Genomic DNA, 19,825 nt, shown 5'->3' on the forward strand with positions numbered 1-19,825 from the left:
GGGCGCGCCGCACCGGACGGCGCGCCCCGAGGGGAAGGAGGATCAGCCGGGCTGGATCTCGGTCTCCAGGTCGTCGGCCATGTGACGGGCGTTGTCCGACGCGTCGCTGAAGCCGTTGTCGCTGCCGTACTTGGCCCAGTCGGCGACCTGGTCCGCGTACGGCAGGCCGTGGGCCTTCGCCGCCTGCTCCGCCGCCAGCTGGCTCATCTCGATGTTCTTCTCCTTGCTGTCCTCCCACAGCTTGCCCGCGTCCTTGCCCGCGTCCTTCAGCACGTCCGTCTCGGACTGCTGGAAGATGTGCTCCAGCACCATCGAGCTGACCGTGCTGGAGACACCGCTGGCGACCGCGCCGCCGACGGGGGTCGCGATGAAGCTGACACCGACGCCGATGCCCGTGCTGATCGCGCCGGACCAGGCGTTCTTCTGCTGGGCCACCGAGTCCGCGAAGTCCTTGGCCTCCTTGGCCGCCGGGCCGACGATCGCCTCCTGGCGGCCGACCGCCAGGGTGCCGCCGATCTCGGCCGAGCGGCGCGAGATCTCCTCGATCGTGTTCTGCGGCGACTGCGGGTACCTGGCGTCCTCCGGCGTGTTCGGGTTCAGGTGGTAGTCCATGAGGCTGCCCATGTAGGCGGCCTGGCCGACCTCGATGGCCGCGTTGGCCTTGGGGTCCTGGCCCAGGGTGACCAGGAGGCGCGTGACGTCCGAGTGCTCCATGACGGCCGGCGTGCCGCCGATCGGGAACAGCTTGTCGGTGTTGCCGCGGCTGTCGTCGGACATCGCCCGGTTGATGTCGGGCAGGTACTCGGAGGTGATCTGCCCGATGCTGTCCGACATGTAGCTGTGCTTGGTCAGCCGCTCGGGATCGTCGGAGACCGAGGCGACGATCTTCTGCATGAGCTCCGCCTGGTCCTTGTTGTGCGGCGGGGTCTCCTCCGTGGGCATCTGGCCGGCCGGGTGGCCGGTCGTCGCCGCTTCCAGGGCCATGGCGAGGTTGTTGCGGCCCTCGGTGCTGTCCTTGCCCTTGTCGTTCGTGTCGTGGGGCCAGTCGCGCTCTTCGAAGAGGTAGTCGAACACGGTCAGGGACCGCTTCTCGTTCTTGCCGTTGCCGTCGGCGTCCTCCTCGAAGTCGTGGTCCTCGTCCTTCGTGACGAAGTCCGCGCTGAAGAAGTCCGTCGCCGCGTCCGGGTTGTTGGAGAGGGCCGCCAGGAAGCCGGTCATCGGGTCGGAGCCGGTGTCCGTGCCCGTACGGTTCAGCCAGGGGTCCATGCCCATGCGCTGCCACACGATGGGGACGTGCCGGCCGTTGTCGGACGCCTTCTTCTCGGTCTCGATCAGCTTCGTGCCGTAGTCCTTGAGGAACTGGTCGTCGAAGTTGCCCCAGCGCATCAGGTTGCTCATCACCTGGAAGCCCTGGGTCGTGCTGTTCTTCGAGATCGGCTGGTCACCCGCGTTGATCATGTCGTACTTCCACCGCGACATCTCCGGCGAGTCCGCCTGGGTCGCGGTGGCGAGGGTGAGGCTCAGGTTCTTCTGGAGGTCGTCCATCTGGTCGAAACGATCGCGGAGCTTGTGGGTCTCGCGCAGGTCGTTCATGCCGGCCCAGAAGTCGAGCGTCCCCTGGGTGCCCAGCGTGGTGGCGAAGTGCTCGGCGAAGATCGGGTCGCCGCTGTACTTCTTGAGCCCGGCATTGAGCGCGTCGAACTCCTCGGGGGTGAGGTCCCTGGTCTTCTTCTTCGCCAGGGCCGCCAGCTTCTCCGCCTCCTTGACGGCGTTGACCGCCGAGTCGCGGTCGCCGTACTTGGCGTCCGAGAAGCCGTGGTCCGTCAGGTCGACGAGCGCCTTCAGCGCCGTGGCGGCGCTGTTGTCGATCTCGGTGGCCGTGTTGAGGATGCCCTGGAGCTCGTCGCGCAGGGCGTTGACGTCGCTCTGGCCGTTCGGGGCCTTCTTGTCGGGGTTCTCGCTGACCGTGAACCCTCCGCCGCTCACGGTGACGGTGAGGTTCTTGCCCCGACCGCGCTCTATCGCGTCCTTGAGCAGCCGCTGCTGCGCCTTCAGCTCGTCCCGGGTGTCCAGCATGATGTCCCGGATCGACGTCGCCTGGACGACGGCGTCGCCGAACTCGCCCGCGGTCTTGCCCACGAACTCGCGCGAGATGACCGCGTTGTCGCCGGCCCAGTCGGCCGTGAGGGCCTTCTTGTGCAGTCCGTCGTGCGCGTCCTTCTTGAGGGCCTGCAGTTTGGTCAGCATGCTCGTCCAGTCGCCGACCGTGTCGTCGAGCAGCTTGAAGTTCGCCGAATGAAGGGCTTCGAAGTCCATCGGTTATTCCCTGTCCCTTTCCCCGTCCTCAGTCCTTCTTTTCCTTCTGGTCCGGCTTGTAGATCTCGTTCGGCTTCCCCGCCTTGGCCCAGTCGTCGTCGAAACCGGCGTCGAGGGTGTGGATGCTGCTCACGTGCCGCTCGATGAAGATCTCGTCACCGGCGTGCGCGTTCTGCGTGAAGTCCATGTGGTTGGAGATCAGCGCACAGGCGTCCATCACCGACGCGAGCTGCTTGTCCCACCGCAGCGACACGTGCGACAGCGCCCCGCCGAGCGCGAACCCCTGCCCGCTGAGGTCGGACGCCGCCGAGTCCGTGGACGTGACGCGCGCCTCCTTCCACAACCGGTTGTACAGCTTGAACGCCTCGTTGCCGATGGCGGCCAGGTCCTGCTGGTTCACCTTCAGGAAACCGCCCGACGGATTGCCGGCGTTCGGCCGGTCCTCGGGCGGCAGCCCGTTCAGCTGCATGCGCGCCGAGTCCCGCTCGGCCGCCGACGATTTCAGCTGCTCCCACTCGTCCCATGCCATGGATCTCACCTCTCCTTGCGGACTGTCGTCATCTCGTACCGATGCGGGGAGTTCCGTCCGGGAGCCCCGGACCCTCACCGCTCGGGAATCCATCGTTCTGCCGGCCGGACGTCACGGTTCGTCCGGACAGAAATCGTCCACGACGTCGGTCCGGAGGGAGTAGCGCACGAGATCCAGGGCGTGATCCCGCTCGGACTGTCCCGGCAGCGGCGTCGCCGTCACCGTCAGACAGATGCCGTCGACCTGATAGCGCTCGACCGACGTGCCCCGGAACTCCGGTCCGGAGTCCTTCCCCGGGGCCTCTGAACCGTCCCCGGTCCTGTCGTCCCCGCTCTCCCCGTCCTCGACCAGCCGTGCGACGGGGTCCAGCTCCTCCGGCCCCGTCAGCACCGGGTTGATGTATTCGCCCCAGGAGCCCTCCAGGCCCCTCAGCTTGCGCAGGCCGTCGCCGTCCTCCGTCTCCAGCAGCTCGGCGGCCTCCTTCACCCGCCGCAGGGTCTCCTCGTGGTCGGGCGCCGAGTCGAAGACGCCCGCCAGGCGCAGTGCGCCGTAACTCTGCCAGGCCATGAAGAGGCCGAGTACGACGAGGATCACCCGGCGCGCCGTGAACGACGCCGACGAGGGTTCCTCCGCCTCCGGGTCCGCGAGGCGCGGCGCCCGGAAGCGCCACCACAGCCCGCGCGGGTCGACGAACAGGCCGAGGCCGAGGAAGAGGACCGCGAAGATCCCGGCGAAGACCGCTGCCCCGATCACGTCCGCACCCCCATCCCCGTCCCCGTCCCCGTCCCCGTCCCCATCCCCGTCCCTGTTTCCGTCCGTGCCGTGCCCGCCCGCTGCGGCGGCCGCTTCCTCACGGGCACGGCCCGCCCGCCACCTCGGCGTCCAGCTCGTACAGCCGGTCGTCCAGGTGGGCGTACTTCGGCGGGGCCTGCCCGGGCGCGACCTTCGCCGTCACCGTCAGACACGCACCGTCCACCGCATAGCGTTCCGTGTCACCGGCCGCGGAGACGAGGGTCACGACGTGCTCCTCGCCGGGCCGTCCGATCCCGTCCTCGATGTACTCGCCCCAGGAACCCTGGCCGACGAGGAACTTCAGCCTCGGCTCCGACTCCAGGTGCTCCGCCACCGCCTCCAGCCGCTCGACCGAAGCGTCCCGCCCGGCCCCGGACCAGGCCTCCGCCTCCCGGAACGCCTCCACGCACTGCCACGCCGCCCCCACCGCCAGCGCCGCGAAGACCCACCGCCAGGGCCGGTGGCGCGCACGCAGGGCGGCGCGCGCCTCCAGGGTGCGGGGCCTCCTGAAGAACCGGTCCGCCGTCTCCAGGGCCCCGCACGCGCAGGCCACGAGCAGCAGGGTGAGGACCCCGGCCAGGAGCGCCATCGTCCCCATCCCTACAGCTCCGGCATCCGCCCCGTCTGCACCAGCGGGTTGCCCCGCTGCCGCGAGACGTAGATGCCGCGGCCCGCCGGCATGGGGCGCATGCGGACGCCGCCGAGGACGTCGCCCTCCTGCGGGTCGCCGGAGAGGAGCACGCCCTGCGCGCCGAGCTCCATCATGCGCTGCATGAAGGACTCGTACGCCGCCCGGCTCGCGCCCGCCGCGCTGCGGGCGATGATGAAGCGGACGCCCACGTCCCGCGCGAACGGCAGCAGCTCCGTCAGCTTCGACAGCGGGTTGCCGCTCGACGTGGAGACCAGGTCGTAGTCGTCGACGACCACGAACAGGTTCGGCCCCGACCACCAACTGCGGTCCCGCAGCTGCTGGGCCGTGACGTCCGCCGACGGCGAGCGGCGGCGCATCAGGTCGGCGAGCGCGTCCACGTGGTGCTCCATGTTGTTCGACATGGGCACGTACTCGGCCAGGTGGGACGCCGGCGTCACGTCGAGCAGCGCGCGCCGGTTGTCGATGACGAAGAACTTCGCCGAGGCCCCGTCGTACCGCTCCGTGATCTGCTTGATCAGCAGCCGCAGCAGGTTCGACTTGCCCGACTCGCTCTCGCCGAAGACGAGGAAGAACGGATCGCGGTCGAAGTCGACGAAGACCGGCTCCAGGTTGTTCTCGTCGATGGCGAACGCGACGCCGCGCTGCGGCTCCGCGTACCCCGCCGGCAGCGCGTGCGCGTCCAGCTCGCGCGGCAGCAGCCGGACCTCCGGCGCACCCGGCGCCGTCCAGTGCCGGGTGACCTCCTGCGTCATCGCGGCCGTCGCCTCGGCGAGGTCGCTGTCCGAGCTGATCCCGTCGATGCGCGGGACGGCCGCCATGAAGTGCAGCTTCTCCGGCGTCAGACCGCGGCCCGGCACGCCCGTCGGCACGTTGGCGGCGATCTTGCGGTCCAGCTCGGAGTCCATCGTGTCGCCCAGCCGCAGCTCCAGCCGGTTCATCAGGTGGTCCTTGAGGTTGGCCCGGACCTCCATGGAGCGCGAGGCCGTGATGACCACGTGGATGCCGTAGCCGAGGCCGCGCGCCGCGATGTCCACGACGGCCGGCTCCAGCCCCTCGTACTCGGTGCGGAAGTTCCCCCAGCCGTCGATCACCAGGAAGACGTCGCCCCACGGCTGGTCCGTCACCGGGATGTCGCCCCGGGCCCGCAGCCTGCGGAAGGTCCCGATCGAGTCGATGCCCGCGCTGCGGAAGTACTCCTCGCGCCGCGACAGGATGCCGTAGACCTCGGCGACCGTACGCCGCACCCGCTCCGGGTCGAGCCGGGAGGCGACCCCGCCGACGTGCGGCAGGCCCGCCACCGAGGCCATGCCGCCACCACCGAAGTCCAGGCCGTAGAACTGCACCTCGTGCGGGGTGTGCGTCAGCGCGAACGCCGAGATCAGGGTCCGCAGCAGCGTCGACTTGCCGGACTGCGGACCGCCGATGATCTGCATGTGGCCCGCCGCGCCCGAGAAGTCCCGGTAGAGGGTGTCGCGGCGCTGCTCGTACGGCTTGTCCACCACGCCCAGCGGTACGACGAGCCGCCCGGCCGCCTCGTACCCGGGCTGCGTCAGCCCCCGGCCCTCCACCCCGGCGAGCCCCGGCAGCAGCGAGTCCAGCGCCGGCGGGTTGTCCAGCGGCGGCAGCCACACCTGGTGCGCCTCGACGCCGCGCCCCTCCAGCCGGCGCACGATCACGTCGAGCACCGAGTCGGCCAGCGCGTCGTCCTCCGCCGACCGGGCCTCGGGCACCCGCGCCCGCTCCGCCGGCTCCAGGTAGCGCACCGGCACCGGGGCCGCGGTGAACGGCACCGGCCGCCGGTCCACCTGCAGCGGCCCGCCGGCCACCGCGGCGTGCTGGTTGGTGCGGTACACGCCGGAGACGTACGCCGCCTTGAACCGCACCATCTCGTCGGTGCCGTACTTGAGGTAGCCGGAGCCCGGCACGTTCGGCAGCGAGTAGGCGTCGGGCACGCCGATGGCCGCCCGGGACTCGGCCGCCGAGAAGGTCCGCAGACCGATCCGGTAGGAGAGGTACGTCTCCAGGCCGCGCAGCCGGCCCTCCTCCAGGCGCTGCGAGGCCAGCAGCAGGTGCACGCCGAGCGACCGGCCGATGCGGCCGATCTGCACGAACATCTCGATGAAGTCCGGCATCGCCGTCAGCAGCTCGGAGAACTCGTCGATGACGAGGACGAGCGACGGGATGGGCTGGAGCGGGGCGCCGGCCGCGCGCGCCTTCTCGTAGTCGTGGATGTTCGCGTAGTTGCCCGCGTCGCGCAGCATCTCCTGACGCCGGTTCAGCTCACCGCGGATGGAGTCGCCCATGCGGTCCACCAGCGTGAGGTCGTCCGCCAGGTTGGTGATCACCGCCGCCACGTGCGGCATCTGGGACATGCCCGCGAAGGTGGCACCGCCCTTGAAGTCCGCGAGGACGAAGTTCAGCGTCTCCGAGGAGTGCGTCACCGCCAGGCCGAGCACCAGCGTGCGCAGCAACTCCGACTTGCCGGAACCGGTCGCGCCCACGCACAGGCCGTGCGGGCCCATGCCCTCCTGCGCCGCCTCCTTGAGGTCCAGCATCACCGGGACGCCGTCCTCGCCCACGCCGATCGGCACCCGCAGCCGCTCCGACCGCGACCGGGGCCGCCAGGTGCGGCTCACGTCGATCGAGGCCGCGTCGCCCAGGTTCAGCAGATCGGTGAAGTCCAGGTTGGCGAGGAGCGGCTCGTCGTCGTCCGAACCGCTCGCCACCCGCAGCGGCGCGAGCTGCCGGGCCAGCGCCTCCGCCGCGTCCGGGCTCAGTCCGTCCGGGACCCCGTCGTACACGTGCCCGTGCCCCGACTCCAGCCGCAGCGCGCCGTCCTCCACGACCACGGCCAGGTCGCCGCGGGCACCGGCGCCCCGGCCCTCCACGACCTCGATGATCGTCACGCCCTGGATGCCCTCCGGGGAGGCCAGCGCCGAGGTCTGCGGGATCGACTGCCCGTCGAGCACCACGACCAGGTGCGGGAAGTCGAGCAGCGGATGGTTCGGCCCCTGGAAGCGCGGCCGCCCCTCCAGCCGGCCCGCGACCAGGTCCTCCAGCTCCCCCGCGTCCGTCGTGATCAGCCGCCGGCTGCCCGCGCCGTCACCGGGCCCCGTGGCCTGCACGTGCGGCAGCCACTTCGTCCACTCCCACGCGGGAGCGGCGCCGTCACCGGTGGCGACGACGATCACCAGGTCCTCGGGGGAGTGCAGCGCCGCCAGCGAACCCACCATGGCGCGCGTCGTGGAGCGGGCCGCGTCCGGGTCCCCGCTCACCGTCAGGTGGTAGAAGGCGCGCAGCGACACGGCCATCGGAAGGCCGTCCAGGGTGCCGTGCGCGTGGAGGAACTGCTGCATCGCGCCCGCGGTCAGCGGCTCCAGCTCGTCCACCGGCGCCGTCTCGGGCGCGATCAGCGGGGTCGCCAGCTGCTGGCTGCCCAGGCCGACGCGGACCTGCGCGAAGTCGGCGTCCCCGATCCGCCGCTCCCAGATCCGGCTGCCCTCGGCGACCAGCGCCCACAGCTGCTCCGGCGACGGGTGCAGGTAGAACTGCGCGTCCCGCTGGAGGCGCGCCGTCCGCAGCACGGTCCGGCGGGTCTGCGTCAGGTACTTCAGGTAGTCGCGCCGCAGGTCCGCGAGCTGCCCCTGGGTACCCCTCCGGTAGCGGACCAGCATCGCGATGGCCATGGCCACCGTCGACGCGATCATCACCATGCCCATGATCCGCATGATCGGGTTCGGCGTCATGAAGAAGAAGACCACCGAACCGCCCATGCCGAGCATCGGCAGGAGCTGCATCAGCGCGCCCTCCTGCTGCCCGCGGGGCAGCTCCGGCGGAGGTTGCAACTGCACCTGCTCGTCGGGCACTTCTGACGGCAGGGCCCGCGGTGGGCGCTTGACGACGATCTGGCTCACAGCTCACCAATTTCCGTTGCCGGACGGAAAGTTCCTCTAGACGCCCCCGTGGCGACGGGATCCATCCGCGGGGAGGGATCCTACTTTGGTGCGGGGTCACGGGTGGGCGGTAGGGTGGCCCGAAATATTTGCGTGGCCATGAACTATCGCAAAAATCGGGTCATTCGGAGCGCAATATCCGCGGCTCGGGGACCACGGTCCGCGAGCCGCTCCGCGGTCCCCGGACCGGCGGCCCGAGCCGCCGGCAGGAGCACCAGGATCACCACGAGGGGAAGCAGCAGGTGAGTATGACGGCCCCAGCCACGGCCGGCGGAGCCGGCCAGTCGGCTCCCACCACCGTGTTCCACGGCGGCACCGGCTTCTGCCGGATCACCGTCGTCGCGCCCGACGGCCGCGTCGACGTCGCACTGCCCGAGGACGTCGCCCTCGCCGACCTCTACCCGGAGGTGCTCCGCCTCTCCGGCCAGACCCCGGCACCCGGCGCCCCCGTCGGCTACCACCTGGTCCGCCGCGACGGCACCGTCCTCGACGGCAGCCGCTCCCTGGCCGCCCAGCGCATCCTCGACGGCGAGCTGCTGTCCCTGCGCCCCTTCGCCGAGTCGCTGCCCCCGGCCGTCTTCGACGACGTCTCCGACGCGGTGGCCTCCGCCGTCGCCAAGGACCGCACCCTGTGGTCCGACGCCCTGATGCGCGGCGCCGGCCTCTTCGGCGGAGCGGTCCTCCTCGTCCTGCTCGCCTTCGTCCTGTGGACGGCCGAGCCCCGGCACGACATGCACGGCCTGCCCGGCATCCTGGCCGGCGTCACCGCCGTCCTGCTGCTCGCCCTGGCGGCGGTCCGCGCCCGCGTGTACGACGACCGCGGCTCCGCCGTGGCCCTGGGCACCGGCGCGCTGGCCAACGCCGCCGTCGCCGGCTCCGGACTGCTCTCCCTCGCCGACGGCCAGGGCATCGGCAAGCTCCAGTTCCTGCTGGCCTGCGCCGCCGTCCTGGTCGGCGCCGTGATCCTCACGGTCGTCTCCCCGAGCGGCGACGGCCCCTTCGTCGCCTTCGTCCTCGCCTCCGCCGTCGGCCTGCTCGTCGGCTTCGCCGCCATCCTGACGAACCTCACCCCGGCCGAGACCGCCGCGGTCTGCGCCCCCTTCGCCGTCGGCGCGCTCGCCTTCCTGCCGGGGCTCTCCACCCGCTTCGCCCGCCTGCCCATCGGCTTCGAACCGCCCCGCACCGCCGTGGGCGGATACGGCTCCGACACCGAGCCCCAGGGCCCGGTCGACGCCGCCCGGATCGCCGCCCGGGTCCGCCGCGGCCACGAGCTCCTCGTCGGCCTCGTCGGCGGCTGCGCCCTCGTCGCCGTCGGCTCCGCCGCCGTCCTCGGCTTCTCCGACACCGTGTGGGGCCAGCTCCTCGCCCTCGCCACCGGCGTCGCCATGCTGATGCGCGCCCACCTGTTCCGCTACACCGCGCAGGTCGGCTGCGCCCTCGCGGCCGGCCTCGGCTCCCTCGTCCTGCTGGGCCTCGGCCTCGCCCTGAACCCGCCCGCGGAGCTCCTCCTGGAGGCCCTGAAGGGCGACGGCGGGGCGCTCGACATCCGTACGGTCTGGCTCTCCGCCGCCATCGCCGGCGTCGCCGCCCTGCTCACCGCCATCGGCCTGATCGTGCCGCGCAAGGGCGTCACCCCCTTCTGGGGCCGCTTCCTGGAGATCGCCGAGACCTTCGTCCTGCTCACGCTGCTGCCGCTCTGCCTCGCGGTCTTCGACGTCTACCACTCCATCCGGGCGCTCACCTCCTGAGCGGCCTGGTACGCTGTGTGGCGGCCGTTTGTGTACGCGCTCCCGGAAGCACCTCAGTCGATGCCCCGCATCGGCCCGCCTCGGGGAGCAGCGCCCATCGGACCTTCGCTCCCGAGTCACGGAAGCTCCCCTGAGACGTAGACCAGGGGCACTCGTGAGCGCACGAAACCAGAGGAGATCCGCGTGGCTCTCGACGCCGCCGTCAAGAAGCAGATCATGGCCGACTTCGGCACCAAGGAGGGCGACACCGGCTCCCCCGAGGTCCAGGTCGCCATGCTGTCCCGCCGCATCTCGGACCTGACCGAGCACCTCAAGACCCACAAGCACGACCACCACTCCCGTCGTGGTCTGCTGATCCTGGTCGGTCAGCGCCGCCGTCTGCTGCAGTACCTGGCCAAGAAGGACATCCAGCGCTTCCGTACGCTGGTCGACCGCCTCGGCATCCGCCGCGGTGCGGCCGGCGCCAAGTAAGACGCCGTGAAGGGAGCGGTTCCCACTTTCAGGGGGCCGCTCCCTTTGCTGTACGTGCGCGAAGTACCGACCGGCAACTACTCTGGTCGCAGAACGCCACGACCCGCGCGAGAAGCAGCCGGCACGCCGCCGGTCCTCGGTAGTGGCCCCCGGGCATCGTCCCCGGGTGCTTCGATCGAAGACCGGCCCGCCACTTCAGTGCTTCTCCCGCTCCGTCCCGCGCCACACGGGCGCGCGGACCAAAGACGAACGTAGGAGAAACCCATAGTGGAGAACGAGACCCACTACGCCGAGGCCGTCATCGACAACGGCGCCTTCGGCACCCGCACCATCCGCTTCGAGACGGGCCGCCTGGCCCGCCAGGCCGCCGGCTCCGCCGTCGCCTACCTCGACGACGACACCATGGTGCTCTCGGCGACCACCGCCTCCAAGCGCCCCAAGGACCAGCTCGACTTCTTCCCCCTCACGGTGGACGTCGAGGAGCGGATGTACGCGGCCGGCAAGATCCCCGGCTCCTTCTTCCGCCGGGAGGGCCGCCCCTCCGAGGACGCGATCCTCACCTGCCGCCTGATCGACCGCCCGCTGCGCCCGTCCTTCAAGAAGGGCCTGCGCAACGAGATCCAGGTCGTCGCCACGATCATGGCCCTCAACCCCGACCACCTGTACGACGTCGTCGCGATCAACGCCGCGTCCGCGTCCACCCAGCTGGCCGGCCTGCCCTTCTCCGGCCCGATCGGCGGCGTCCGCGTCGCGCTGATCCGCGGCCAGTGGGTCGCCTTCCCGACGCACACCGAGCTCGAGGACGCCGTCTTCGACATGGTCGTCGCGGGCCGCACCCTGGAGGACGGCGACGTCGCGATCATGATGGTCGAGGCCGAGGCCACCGAGCAGACCATCCAGCTCGTCAAGGGCGGCGCCGAGGCGCCGACCGAGGAGATCGTCGCCGCGGGCCTCGAGGCCGCGAAGCCGTTCATCAAGGTCCTCTGCAAGGCCCAGGCCGACCTGGCCGCCAAGGCCGCCAAGCCGGAGACCGAGTTCCCGATCTTCCTGGACTACCAGGACGACGTGTACGCCGCCCTCTCCGACGCCGTCCGCGACGACCTGGCCCGCGCGCTCACCATCGCCGGCAAGCAGGAGCGCGAGGCCGAGCTGGACCGCGTCAAGGAGCTCGCCGCCGAGAAGCTCCTCCCGGCCTTCGAGGGCCGCGAGAAGGAGATCTCCGCCGCCTACCGCTCCCTGACCAAGGCCCTGGTCCGCGAGCGCGTCATCAAGGACAAGGTCCGCATCGACGGCCGCGGCGTCACGGACATCCGTACGCTCGCCGCCGAGGTCGAGGCCATCCCGCGCGTGCACGGCTCCGCCCTCTTCGAGCGTGGCGAGACCCAGATCCTGGGCGTCACCACCCTCAACATGCTCCGCATGGAGCAGCAGCTGGACACCCTCTCCCCGGTGACCCGCAAGCGCTACATGCACAACTACAACTTCCCGCCGTACTCCACCGGCGAGACCGGCCGCGTCGGCTCCCCGAAGCGCCGCGAGATCGGCCACGGCGCCCTCGCCGAGCGCGCCCTCGTCCCGGTCCTGCCGACCCGCGAGGAGTTCCCGTACGCGATCCGCCAGGTGTCCGAGGCCCTCGGCTCCAACGGCTCGACGTCCATGGGCTCGGTCTGCGCCTCCACCATGTCGCTGCTGAACGCCGGTGTGCCGCTCAAGGCCCCCGTCGCCGGCATCGCCATGGGCCTGATCTCCCAGGAGATCGACGGCGAGACGCACTACGTCACCCTCACCGACATCCTCGGTGCGGAGGACGCCTTCGGCGACATGGACTTCAAGGTCGCCGGCACCAAGGAGTTCGTCACCGCCCTCCAGCTCGACACCAAGCTGGACGGCATCCCGGCCTCCGTCCTGGCCGCGGCCCTCAAGCAGGCCCGCGACGCCCGCCTCCACATCCTCGACGTGATGATGGAAGCGATCGACACCCCGGACGAGATGTCCCCCAACGCCCCGCGGATCATCACCGTCAAGATCCCCGTGGACAAGATCGGCGAGGTCATCGGCCCCAAGGGCAAGATGATCAACCAGATCCAGGAGGACACCGGCGCCGAGATCACGATCGAGGACGACGGCACCATCTACATCGGTGCCGCCGACGGCCCGGCCGCCGAGGCCGCCCGCGCCACGATCAACGGCATCGCCAACCCGACCATGCCGGAGGTCGGCGAGCGCTACCTGGGCACGGTCGTCAAGACCACCACCTTCGGTGCCTTCGTCTCCCTGCTCCCGGGCAAGGACGGCCTGCTGCACATCTCGCAGATCCGCAAGCTCGCCGGCGGCAAGCGCGTGGAGAACGTCGAGGACGTGCTCCCGGTCGGCTCCAAGGTCCAGGTCGAGATCGCCGAGATCGACCAGCGCGGCAAGCTCTCCCTCATCCCCGTGATCGAGGGCGAAGAGACCGAGAAGGACGACGCCGACCAGTGACGTCCCGCAGTTCCGCGACGACGGCCCGCCCCTCTTCCGGGGGGCGGGCCGTCGCCCGTACCCAAACGCTTCTCCCCGGCAAGGACGGCATCGGCACCGTCCGCCGCACCACCCTCCCCGGCGGCCTGCGCATCGTCACCGAGACCCTTCCCTCGGTGCGCTCCGCGACCTTCGGCATCTGGGCCCACGTCGGCTCCCGGGACGAGACCCCGGCGCTCAACGGCGCCACCCACTACCTGGAGCACCTCCTCTTCAAGGGCACCTCCGAGCGGTCCGCCCTCGACATCTCCGCCGCGATCGACGCGGTCGGCGGCGAGATGAACGCCTTCACGGCGAAGGAGTACACCTGCTACTACGCCCGGGTCCTCGACACCGACCTGCCGCTGGCGATCGACGTCGTCTGCGACATGCTCACGGGCTCGCTCATCCGCGACGAGGACGTGGACGCCGAGCGCGGCGTCATCCTCGAAGAGATCGCGATGACCGAGGACGACCCCGGCGACGTGGTGCACGACCTGTTCGCGCAGACCATGTTCGGCGACACCCCGCTGGGCCGCCCGGTCCTCGGCACCGTCGACACGATCAACGCGCTCACCCGCGGCCAGATCGCCCGCTTCTACAAGAAGCACTACGACCCGACCCACCTGGTCGTCGCCGCCGCGGGCAACGTGGACCACGCCACGGTGGTGCGCCAGGTCCGCCGTGCCTTCGAGAAGGCCGGCGCCCTCACCCGCGCCGACGCGGCCCCGGTCGCCCCGCGCGACGGCCGGAAGACGATCCGCACGGCCGGCAGGGTCGAGCTGCTCGGCCGGAAGACCGAGCAGGCGCACGTCGTCCTCGGCATGCCCGGCCTGGCCCGCACCGACGACCGCCGCTGGGCGCTCGGCGTGCTGAACACCGCCCTCGGCGGCGGCATGTCCTCCCGCCTCTTCCAGGAGGTCCGCGAGAAGCGCGGCCTGGCCTACAGCGTGTACTCGTACACCTCGGGCTTCGCCGACTGCGGCCTCTTCGGCGTGTACGCGGGCTGCCGCCCCAGCCAGGTCCACGACGTGCTGCGGATCTGCCGGGACGAGCTCGACAAGGTCGCCTCGGAGGGCCTCACCGACGAGGAGATCACCCGCGCCGTCGGCCAGCTCTCCGGCTCCACGGTCCTCGGCCTGGAGGACACCGGCGCGATCATGAACCGCATCGGCAAGAGCGAGCTGTGCTGGGGTTCCCAGATGTCGGTGGACGACATGCTGGCCCGGATCGCGGCCGTCACCCCGGACGAGGTCCGGGAGGTCGCCCGCGACGTGCTGACGCGGCGGCCCTCGCTCTCGGTGATAGGCCCGCTGAAGGACAAGCAGGCGGACCGCCTCCACCAGGCCGTCTCCTGACCTCCACCCCCTAAGGAAGAAGTGCGATGAGCAAGCTGCGCGTGGCGGTCCTCGGTGCCCGGGGCCGCATCGGCTCCGAGGCCGTCAAGGCCGTCGAGGCCGCCGAGGACATGGAGCTGGTCGCGGCCCTGGGCCGCGGCGACGAGCTGGAGGCCCTCACCGAGGCCGGCGCCCAGGTCGTCGTCGAGCTGACCACCCCGGACTCGGTCATGGCCAACCTCGAGTACTGCGTGGGCCACGGCATCCACGCCGTCGTCGGCACCACCGGCTGGACCGAGGACCGCCTCGCGCGGCTGAACGGCTGGCTCGCCGCCTCCCCGGAGACCGGCGTCCTCATCGCCCCGAACTTCTCCATCGGCGCCGTCCTCACCATGCGGTTCGCGCAGCTCGCGGCCCCGTACTTCGAGTCCGTCGAGGTCGTCGAGCTGCACCACCCGAACAAGGTGGACGCCCCCTCCGGCACCGCCACCCGCACCGCCCAGCTGATCGCCAAGGCCCGCGCCGAGGCCGGTCTGGGCGCCCAGCCGGACGCCACCGCGACCGCCCTCGACGGGGCCCGCGGCGCGGACGTGGACGGCGTGCCGGTCCACGCGGTACGGCTCCGGGGCCTGCTGGCCCACCAGGAGGTGCTGCTCGGCGGCGAGGGCGAGACCCTCACCGTCCGCCACGACTCGCTGCACCACTCCAGCTTCATGCCGGGCGTGCTGCTCGGTGCCCGCCGCGTGGTGAGCACCCCGGGCCTCACGTTCGGCCTGGAGCACTTCCTGGACCTGGGCTGACGGCCATGGGCGGCAAGATCACGTACGTCTTCCTCGCCACCGTCCTCGTGCTGGTCTTCGGGGTGGTGGCGATGGAGGGCGTCCTGCTCCTCCTGACCGGCGAGCCGGCGGCCATGGGCATGGGCGCGGTGGCGTTCCTGCTGCCCTGCGTCGGCGCCTGGTTCCTGTGGAAGAACACCAGCTTCGCGCGCCGGGCCAACCGGCTGGCCGCCGAGCTGGAGGCCGAGGGCGGCCTCCCCGTCGACGACCTGAAGCGCACCCAGGGCGGCCGGATCGACCGCGACTCCGCGGACGAGGTCTTCGCCCGGCGCAAGGCCGAGACGGAGGAGTCGCCGGAGGACTGGCGCTGCTGGTTCCGGCTCGCGGTCGCCTATCACGACGCCCGCGACACCCCCCGGGCCCGCAAGGCGATGCAGCGGGCCATCGCCCTCCACGAGGGCCGGACGGTCAGCGCCTGACGCCGTACTCGGCGTGCCACGCCTCGACGGTGTCGGCGGCCCGGTCGAAGGCCTCGATCCGGGAGAGGAAGTCGGCGTTGTGGTCGGTGAGCAGCACCTGCTGCTCGCCGGCCACCCGGTCGAGCAGCAGCGCCTGCCCCTGCACGGTGCGCGGGAAGTTCAGCCAGCGCACCGGCTGCTGGACGGTGCGGACCGCGACCACCTTCGCCCACGGCGTGGTGGAGGTGGCGAAGAAGCCGACGCGGCGCAGTCCGGCACGGCTCACCCAGGTGCCCATGCGCAGCAGCCGCAGCGCGGCCAGGATGATCAGCAGGGCGACGCCGAAGGTGACCAGCGCTCCGCCGACGGCGCCCGCGGCGGCGATGATCACCGCGGCGAGCAGCACGAACGAGGCGAGCAGCAGCGCGAGCGCCGCCGCACCGACCCGGTAGGGCCCCGGACGGTACGGACGGCGCCACTGGTCGTGGTCGTCGAACGGGAGCGCGACGGCGTCGGTGGTGTCGAAGGCACGGTCGGCCGTCAGGAAGGGCAGGGGCACGGCGGTTCCTCACTCACAAGCACGCTCGAAGGGGCGGTGCCCGGTGAGGCTACCTCAGCGGTTGTCGGAGGCTTCGGACTGCTGCTGGCGGGCGGGCGAGTCCGTGCTGTCGAGGGAGGGCATCCCGAGGACCAGGGACCCGACGAGCCCCGCGGCGACGGTCAGCCCGAGCAGCGTGCGCCCGACGACCTGTCCCGGACGGAGCCGCTCCCGGGGCGGGGGAGTGACGTTACTGCGGAACTCGTCGGCCTCCGCCACGAACGCGAACGGTACGGCCTCTGCCCGCCTGAACATGAGTGGCACTCTCCTCGGTGGTCGTCTGTACGCCTCACAGGTACAGACGAGCGAACCGGCGGTTTGGTGCCGTTTTTCACCGAAGCAGCCGAATCTCATCCTTCCGATGGAGCCGCGCCGAGCCGGGCCCGTCCCACGGACGACGGGAAGGTGCTCCTGGCGGCCGACGCCCCCACCGAGCCGTCGGGAGAGCGGCCTCCGCTGCTCGACGGACGCCCCCGCGGAGCTCGCTCGCTGACGCACTCCGGCCCGCGCCCTTCGACGAGAACGGCCGGGCCGCCCCGGAGGGCACAGATGTTCGCTCACTCTCACGAAGTGTCCGTATTGCGACGTTTCGTGAAGTTCATCTAGGCTGATCAAACGGACCCGGCACTGCTTGAACCCCCGAGCAGGCAGTGCCGGGCTCCTCTTCTCACGTCCCCCGAGGGGGCACCCGGCGCTGAGCAGCGAGTAGCGTGTTACCCATGGCTCCGATCTCCACTCCGCAGACCCCCTTCGGGCGGGTCCTCACCGCCATGGTCACGCCCTTCACGGCGGACGGCGCACTCGACCTCGACGGCGCCCAGCGGCTCGCCGCCCACCTCGTGGACGCGGGCAACGACGGCCTGGTCGTCAACGGCACCACCGGCGAGTCCCCCACCACCAGCGACGCGGAGAAATCGGAGCTCGTACGCGCCGTCCTGGAGGCCGTCGGAGACCGCGCCCACGTCGTCGCCGGCATCGGCACCAACGACACCCACCACTCCATCGAGCTGGCCCGCGCCGCCGAGCGCGACGGCGCCCACGGCCTCCTCGCCGTCACGCCGTACTACAACAAGCCCCCGCAGGAGGGCCTGTACCGGCACTTCTCGGCGATCGCCGACTCCACCGGCCTCCCGGTGATGCTCTACGACATCCCCGGCCGCTCCGGCGTCCCGATCGACACCGAGACGATCGTCCGCCTCGCCGAGCACCCCCGGATCGTCGCCAACAAGGACGCCAAGGGCGACCTCGGCCGCGCCAGCTGGGCCATCGCCCGCTCCGGCCTCGCCTGGTACTCCGGCGACGACATGCTCAACCTGCCGCTCCTCTCGGTCGGCGCCGTCGGCTTCGTCTCCGTCGTGGGCCACGTCGTCACCCCCGACCTCCGCGCCCTCCTCGACGCCCACCTGGCAGGCGAGGTCACGAAGGCCACCGAGATCCACCAGAAGCTGCTCCCGGTCTACACCGGCATGTTCCGCACCCAGGGCGTCATGACCACCAAGGCCGCGCTCGCCCTCCAGGGCCTCCCGGCCGGCCCGCTGCGCCTCCCGCTCGTCGGGCTCTCCGACCAGGAGACCGACCAGCTCAAGATCGATCTGGCCGCCGGCGGGGTAGACCTCTGACACCGGACTTCACAACTGAACACCGACAACTGAAGACGGCGACAACTGAACACCGACAACAGCAAGTGCACGATTGTCACGCGCGCCACGTGCCGACCGGTACGTGGCGCGCGTGGTGAGGAGAGACTTTTGAGCCATCCGCATCCCGAACTCGGCGCACCGCCGAAGCTCCCCCAGGGCGGCCTGCGGGTCACCCCGCTCGGCGGCCTGGGCGAGATCGGCCGCAACATGACCGTCTTCGAGTACGACGGCAAGCTGCTGATCGTCGACTGCGGCGTCCTCTTCCCCGAGGAGGAGCAGCCGGGCGTCGACCTGATCCTGCCCGACTTCACCACCATCCAGGACCGCATCGACGATGTCGTCGGCATCGTCCTGACCCACGGCCACGAGGACCACATCGGTGGCGTGCCGTACCTGCTGCGCCTGCGGCAGGACATCCCCCTCATCGGCTCCAAGCTGACCCTCGCCCTGATCGAGGCCAAGCTCCAGGAGCACCGCATCCGGCCGTACACCCTCGAAGTGGCCGAGGGCCACCGCGAGCGCCTGGGTGCCTTCGACTGCGAGTTCATCGCGGTCAACCACTCCATCCCGGACGCCCTGGCGGTCGCCATCCGCACCCCCGCGGGCATGGTCGTCCACACCGGCGACTTCAAGATGGACCAGCTGCCGCTGGACAACCGCCTCACCGACCTGCACGCCTTCGCCCGGCTGAGCGAGGAGGGCATCGACCTCCTCCTCACCGACTCGACGAACGCCGAGGTCCCCGGCTTCACGCCGCACGAGCGGGACATCTCCAACGTCCTGCGGAACGTCTTCGCCAACGCCCAGAAGCGGATCATCGTGGCGAGCTTCGCCAGCCACGTCCACCGCATCCAGCAGATCCTCGACGCCGCCCACGAGTACGGCCGCCGGGTCGCCTTCGTCGGCCGCTCGATGGTCCGGAACATGGGCATCGCCCGCGACCTCGGCTACCTCCGGGTCCCGCCGGGCCTCGTCGTGGACGTGAAGACCCTGGACGACCTGCCGGACGACGAGGTCGTGCTGGTCTGCACGGGTTCCCAGGGCGAACCGATGGCGGCCCTGTCCCGGATGGCCAACCGCGACCACCAGATCCGGATCGTCCCCGGCGACACGGTCATCCTGGCCTCGTCCCTCATCCCGGGCAACGAGAACGCGGTCTACCGCGTGATCAACGGCCTGACCCGCTGGGGCGCCAACGTCGTCCACAAGGGCAACGCCAAGGTCCACGTCTCGGGCCACGCCTCGGCCGGCGAGCTGCTGTACTTCTACAACATCTGCAAGCCGAAGAACCTCATGCCGGTCCACGGCGAATGGCGCCACCTGCGCGCCAACGCCGAGCTCGGCGCGATGACGGGCATCCCGAAGGACCACATCGTCATCGCCGAGGACGGCGTCGTCGTCGACCTGGTCGACGGCCGCGCCCGCATCACCGGCAAGGTCCAGGCGGGGTACGTGTACGTCGACGGTCTCTCGGTCGGCGACGTCACCGAGTCCTCTCTGAAGGACCGCCGGATCCTCGGCGAGGAGGGCATCATCTCGGTCTTCGTGGTGGTCGACTCTTCCACCGGCAAGATCACCGGCGGCCCGCACGTCCACGCGCGCGGCTCCGGCATCGAGGACTCCGCCTTCGACGCGGTGCTCCCGAAGATCGAGCAGGCGCTGAACAAGTCCGCCCAGGACGGCGTCGTCGAGCCCCACCAGCTCCAGCAGCTGATCCGCCGCACCGTCGGCAAGTGGGTCTCCGACACCTACCGCCGCCGTCCGATGATCCTCCCGGTCGTCGTCGAGGTCTGACCTCGAAGGGCCTGACCAGCGCGGTTACGGAGCGGGGCACCTCGATTTGCATCGGGGCGCCCCGCTCCAGTACGTTTACGGCTCCGCCAGAACGGGAAGCCCCGGCGCCGCAGTGCGCCCGGCCGGCCGACCGGGAGGCGGGAAATCCGACTCAGAAGATCTGATAAAGTCGGAAAGCGCCGGAAGGCCCCGAGAGAAAAAGAATCGGGACCGGAAAGCACCGAGGAAATCGGATCGGAAAGATCTGATAGAGTCGGAAACG

Annotated in this window: 15 protein-coding genes; 8 read left to right on the top strand and 7 right to left on the bottom strand. The window is 70.9% G+C overall.

The window, feature by feature from the left end:
- Positions 1 to 42: 42 nt before the first annotated feature.
- From AB0E83_RS28750 to eccCa, 5 genes are all read right to left on the bottom strand, one after another.
- Positions 43 to 2,316 carry a hypothetical protein gene (locus tag AB0E83_RS28750; protein WP_362118039.1) on the bottom strand — a complete coding sequence of 758 codons (2,274 nt, stop codon included), beginning with the start codon at positions 2,314 to 2,316 and terminating at the stop codon, positions 43 to 45.
- Between the two features lie 28 nt (positions 2,317 to 2,344).
- Complete coding sequence (locus AB0E83_RS28755; RefSeq protein ID WP_362118042.1) at positions 2,345 to 2,845, bottom strand: hypothetical protein; 501 nt, start codon at positions 2,843 to 2,845, stop codon at positions 2,345 to 2,347.
- 111 nt (positions 2,846 to 2,956) lie between these two features.
- Positions 2,957 to 3,598 carry a hypothetical protein gene (locus AB0E83_RS28760; RefSeq protein WP_362118044.1) on the bottom strand — a complete coding sequence of 214 codons (642 nt, stop codon included), beginning with the start codon at positions 3,596 to 3,598 and terminating at the stop codon, positions 2,957 to 2,959.
- A gap of 97 nt (positions 3,599 to 3,695) precedes the next feature.
- Positions 3,696 to 4,226, bottom strand: coding sequence for a hypothetical protein (locus AB0E83_RS28765; protein WP_362118047.1), 531 nt, complete (start codon positions 4,224 to 4,226; stop codon positions 3,696 to 3,698).
- Positions 4,227 to 4,237: 11 nt separating this feature from the next.
- Positions 4,238 to 8,203 (bottom strand): type VII secretion protein EccCa, encoded by a 3,966-nt coding sequence (gene eccCa / locus AB0E83_RS28770; RefSeq protein WP_362118050.1) that lies wholly within the window; start codon positions 8,201 to 8,203, stop codon positions 4,238 to 4,240.
- Between the two features lie 281 nt (positions 8,204 to 8,484).
- Between eccCa and eccD the strand changes: the two genes are divergently transcribed.
- The 6 genes from eccD to AB0E83_RS28800 all read left to right on the top strand — a co-directional run bounded on the left by eccD (position 8,485) and on the right by AB0E83_RS28800 (position 15,552).
- The gene (eccD, locus tag AB0E83_RS28775) at positions 8,485 to 9,990 is read left to right on the top strand and encodes a type VII secretion integral membrane protein EccD (protein WP_362118053.1); all 1,506 of its coding nucleotides are present in this window, start codon (positions 8,485 to 8,487) and stop codon (positions 9,988 to 9,990) included.
- 183 nt (positions 9,991 to 10,173) lie between these two features.
- A complete protein-coding gene (gene rpsO, locus AB0E83_RS28780; RefSeq protein WP_189848205.1) occupies positions 10,174 to 10,461 on the top strand; it encodes a 30S ribosomal protein S15 in 288 nt (95 codons plus the stop codon).
- Between the two features lie 267 nt (positions 10,462 to 10,728).
- The gene (locus AB0E83_RS28785; protein WP_362118057.1) at positions 10,729 to 12,939 is read left to right on the top strand and encodes a polyribonucleotide nucleotidyltransferase; all 2,211 of its coding nucleotides are present in this window, start codon (positions 10,729 to 10,731) and stop codon (positions 12,937 to 12,939) included.
- Entirely contained in the window at positions 12,936 to 14,315 is a 1,380-nt protein-coding gene (locus AB0E83_RS28790) for a pitrilysin family protein (RefSeq protein WP_362118060.1), read from the top strand. Before AB0E83_RS28785 ends, AB0E83_RS28790 begins: the two co-directional genes overlap by 4 nt.
- 26 nt (positions 14,316 to 14,341) lie before the next feature.
- A complete protein-coding gene (gene dapB, locus AB0E83_RS28795) occupies positions 14,342 to 15,094 on the top strand; it encodes a 4-hydroxy-tetrahydrodipicolinate reductase (RefSeq protein ID WP_362118063.1) in 753 nt (250 codons plus the stop codon).
- 5 nt (positions 15,095 to 15,099) lie between these two features.
- Positions 15,100 to 15,552, top strand: coding sequence for a hypothetical protein (locus tag AB0E83_RS28800; RefSeq protein ID WP_362118066.1), 453 nt, complete (start codon positions 15,100 to 15,102; stop codon positions 15,550 to 15,552).
- Here the strand turns inward: AB0E83_RS28800 and AB0E83_RS28805 are convergent.
- Together AB0E83_RS28805 and AB0E83_RS28810 are read right to left on the bottom strand one after the other, a co-directional pair.
- Positions 15,542 to 16,090, bottom strand: a complete 549-nt coding sequence (locus AB0E83_RS28805; protein WP_362118069.1) for a hypothetical protein — start codon at positions 16,088 to 16,090, stop codon at positions 15,542 to 15,544. The two genes, AB0E83_RS28800 and AB0E83_RS28805, sit on opposite strands and share 11 nt — an antisense overlap.
- Before the next feature lie 54 nt (positions 16,091 to 16,144).
- The gene (locus AB0E83_RS28810) at positions 16,145 to 16,384 is read right to left on the bottom strand and encodes a hypothetical protein (protein WP_362118072.1); all 240 of its coding nucleotides are present in this window, start codon (positions 16,382 to 16,384) and stop codon (positions 16,145 to 16,147) included.
- 464 nt (positions 16,385 to 16,848) lie between these two features.
- On the opposite strand from AB0E83_RS28810, the gene dapA reads away from it, so the two are divergent.
- Both dapA and AB0E83_RS28820 read left to right on the top strand, forming a co-directional pair.
- Positions 16,849 to 17,748 (top strand): 4-hydroxy-tetrahydrodipicolinate synthase, encoded by a 900-nt coding sequence (gene dapA / locus AB0E83_RS28815; protein WP_362118075.1) that lies wholly within the window; start codon positions 16,849 to 16,851, stop codon positions 17,746 to 17,748.
- A 129-nt stretch (positions 17,749 to 17,877) separates the two neighbouring features.
- A complete protein-coding gene (locus AB0E83_RS28820) occupies positions 17,878 to 19,563 on the top strand; it encodes a ribonuclease J (protein WP_362118078.1) in 1,686 nt (561 codons plus the stop codon).
- Positions 19,564 to 19,825: the final 262 nt, after the last annotated feature.

The organism is Streptomyces sp. NPDC035033, from assembly GCF_040636735.1.
In the GTDB taxonomy this organism is placed as follows: Bacteria; Actinomycetota; Actinomycetes; order Streptomycetales; family Streptomycetaceae; genus Streptomyces.